The following is a 3091-nucleotide window of genomic DNA, read 5'->3' on the forward strand; positions in this document are numbered from 1 at the left end:
CCGGCCCGCAAGTGCTGCCGGCACCAGGCCGGACCGACGTCCGGCCTCAAGCCGCCGGTTCCGCCGCGCCCAGAACGGATGAAGGAAGACACCATACCCAATCTCGACCGGTACATCATCGACGACGGCCGCCACCTGCCCCAGATCGTCATCGACGAGGACGCCTCCACCGCCGCCGGGGCAGCCCGATACCGGAGTGGCTGTTCCTGCGGCCGGATGCTCAGCCTGCCCGCAGACACCCACGAGCATGCCCTGAACGTGTACCTCGCTCACATCGACGCCCAGACCGGCCCGGCCAAAGGGCCTGAGTGGCTCCCCGTGGGCGTGCGCGTCGTACTCCTGGCACTGGTCATGGTGATCGCCTGGTTCGTCGCAGGCCAGATCGTCGCTCACCACCAGGACCTCACCGGTGCCTCCGCCGTGGCCGTCCGCGGCGGCTCCGACCTCGCGGGACTTGCACTGGCCTTCGGCCTCATGGTCGCCGTCCGCCGCTACATCGCACCAACCCGCGCCTGACACGCGCCCGCCACCCCGTGCACCCGCCCATGCCGATCCTGGCGCGGAGGCTCGCCCTCCCCGCTGCCGAGCCGGTTCGCCGGCCCATCGGAAGGACGCCTTTGCTCACGCCTCACCCTCTCCCGCCAGCCCGTCACGACCATGCGCAGCCGGTTCCCGAGATCGTCGTCGACGGCCCTCTCGCAGGCCGTACGGCACGCGTCACCCTGCGCCCCACCGTCCTCGACGCTGACGACGGATCCCCGGTGCCCGGTGTCAGCGTCCGCGCCTCCCTCCACTTCCGGATCCCGCTGTGCCTCGAGGCGGTCGTCCGCAACAGCGCCCCGGGCCAGTGGGAGACGGAGTGGGTACGCTGCCGGCAGGACTCCTCCCTCTTCTCTGTCCGGGCCGTGGAACCGCTCGTCGCCCCGGCCGTCATCAGCATCGTGGAACAGCAGGAGGTCCGGCTGCAGCCGCTGCTGGTCTACGCCCGGGAGCGCGAGGCCGGGCACGCGCTGGCCCTCGTGCAGAAGTGCCGCCAGGAGGTGGCGGAGGCCAGTCGTCGCCTACGGGCGGCGGAAGCCGATTTCGCCCGGCACGGCGTCCCATCGCAGCGTGCGCACGAAGTGCTGGACGCCCTCACCAGGAAGCGTGACACCCTGTGGGGCTGGCTGCGCCACTGAGCGGCGGACCGCACGCCGATCGACCACACCCGCCCCGCGGGGCCGACGGAAAGGACCAGAGTGTTCGCGTACCGCCGCGCACTCACACAGAAGGCGCTCCCCCGGATCCGGCGGGCCACAGCGCACTTCGGCCTCGCCGAGCCGGACTGGGACGCCGTAGTTCAGGCCACCACGTCGGGCGCCCTGCGCAGGACGGTGATCGTCACCGCTCTGGAAGCAGTGGCGTGCTTCGCCGACCTCGACGAGAGCGAGCTGCGGAACCTCGGCCCCGACCCGTACCTCGACAGGTGCTTTGCCGCCGAGACCGCACTGCTTGACGCCCTGTGGTGGCAGGCGCTGCTCAGCGGACCGGTCACGGGCTGTTCGGCCCGGATGGCCCGGTACCGCAAAGTCCGGGACGCTCTGCTCCGCCGGTCGTACCAGCTTCTGACCATGCAACGCCGCGAAGGAGCACGGGCGTTCGCCTTGATGACGCTCAGTGTCGTGCATCACGAGGTCAGCGGCGCCGCGCTGGCCGCTGAGTGCTCGACCGGGCACGACTGGGCGTGAGCGGGCGGGGCGCCCTCCGCCACCCCGGGACGACCGTGACGTTCCGTCGTCTGGGGTGTGGCTACGCGGTACGGTCGAGCCGCATCGAGAAGCGAGATCGAGGACATCATGGCCGCCACGGGAGTTTCGCCCGTCACCGCCTGGGTGCGTGAAGGCACGCGCCAGAGGCTGACCCACGCACTGGAGGAGCAGAAGACCAGGAAGCTCGTGCTCTCCGCGGCGGACCGGTGGCAGACCTACGACCTCTCCCGCAACGAGGCGGCCCGCGTCCGGGCAGCTTGGCAGGACGAGGTGGTACGCATGCGCCAGGCCGGCGAACTCCTCGACGTGATCGATGCCTTGGCGGTCTACGGAATCACGCAGGAGCTGGAGGACCGCGGATGGGCGCAGCGTCGTTTCCGGCGGGCGCCGGCGGAGGCGCGGCTACCGGGCCGCTGGCCGGGATCCCGTGACGGCGGCTACAAGGAGAGCGTCCAACTGCGTCTGCCCTCGAAGGCCGCCGCGAAGGTGCTGGACGCCTGCTGGGGGACCTCCGCGCCGTACATCACCCGGCTGAGGGACTGGAGGGACCGGAATCCCGGCGTCGTGGTCCCCCGCGGCCCTCTCGGCGACTCCGATGAACTGACCGGCCCGCTGGCCGAGTACGAGCGGCTGGCCGCCCACGTCACGACCGTCGGCGACATCTACCGCGCCGGCATTCGTCGCGGAATCCAAACCGCCGAAGAACTCGCATCGCACTATGCAAAGTAGAAACCACAAAACCGCAGGTCAGAGTACATTTTCGGTTTGTTTTTAGCGCTACGGTTGGCTACCTTGAATGGGTCAGCGAGCAGCGTTCTGCTTGTCGCCGTCGGGATGCGGGGTGCCATGTCCAAGGAACAGCCGGCCCAGTTCGGTCGCTGGAGTGAAGTGCCGTGGGAGTACGCCTCGTGCACACAGATGAGCCGGGCGGACCTTCCTCGAAAGGCGGACGGACCGGTGGTCGGCTATGTGGCCGGCCACGACTTCCGCGACAAGGAGATGCAGGTCGCGGTGTACGACGTGCGTGCGTCCCGGCCCAGCGGTGCGAGCGGACCGCAGTTGGCCGCCGCCGCCGGCCGACGGACTGCCGCGGTCTACGAGTGCGCGGGGTGCAGTGCCCAGACCCAGCTCCCCCTGTCCGAGGAAGGCGGCCACCTGTGCGCAATGTGCCGCCGGATGGCCGGCATCGCGCGGTTCCAGGCGGAGTTGCGGACTCGGAGGGACCAGATCGGCACCTGGGCACGGTCGTTGTTCGCGGGTGGCGAGCTGGCGATCGTGTGGGTCGAGCTGACGGCCGCGCCGAACACGCCCGCGGGACGTCGCCGGCCGCCGCTCGCCGGCCG

5 protein-coding genes are annotated in these 3091 nt (G+C 70.5%); all 5 read left to right on the top strand.

Going from position 1 to position 3091, the window contains the following annotated elements; genetic code table 11:
• On the top strand, positions 1–516 hold a 516-nt coding region (locus tag GA0115259_RS26205; RefSeq protein WP_218104238.1), incomplete at its 5' end, for a hypothetical protein.
• Between the two features lie 101 nt (positions 517–617).
• Entirely contained in the window at positions 618–1178 is a 561-nt protein-coding gene (locus GA0115259_RS26210) for a hypothetical protein (protein ID WP_093601584.1), read from the top strand.
• Positions 1179–1238: 60 nt separating this feature from the next.
• Positions 1239–1727: a hypothetical protein gene (locus tag GA0115259_RS26215; RefSeq protein ID WP_093601586.1), complete on the top strand. Its 489-nt coding sequence runs from the start codon at positions 1239–1241 to the stop codon at positions 1725–1727.
• Positions 1728–1835: 108 nt separating this feature from the next.
• A complete protein-coding gene (locus GA0115259_RS26220; RefSeq protein ID WP_093601588.1) occupies positions 1836–2477 on the top strand; it encodes a hypothetical protein in 642 nt (213 codons plus the stop codon).
• A gap of 117 nt (positions 2478–2594) precedes the next feature.
• Positions 2595–3091: hypothetical protein (locus GA0115259_RS26225; RefSeq protein WP_141716696.1), on the top strand; the 497-nt coding region annotated here is incomplete at its 3' end.

The sequence above is a fragment of the Streptomyces sp. MnatMP-M17 genome, assembly GCF_900091995.1.
Lineage (GTDB): Bacteria > Actinomycetota > Actinomycetes > Streptomycetales > Streptomycetaceae > Streptomyces.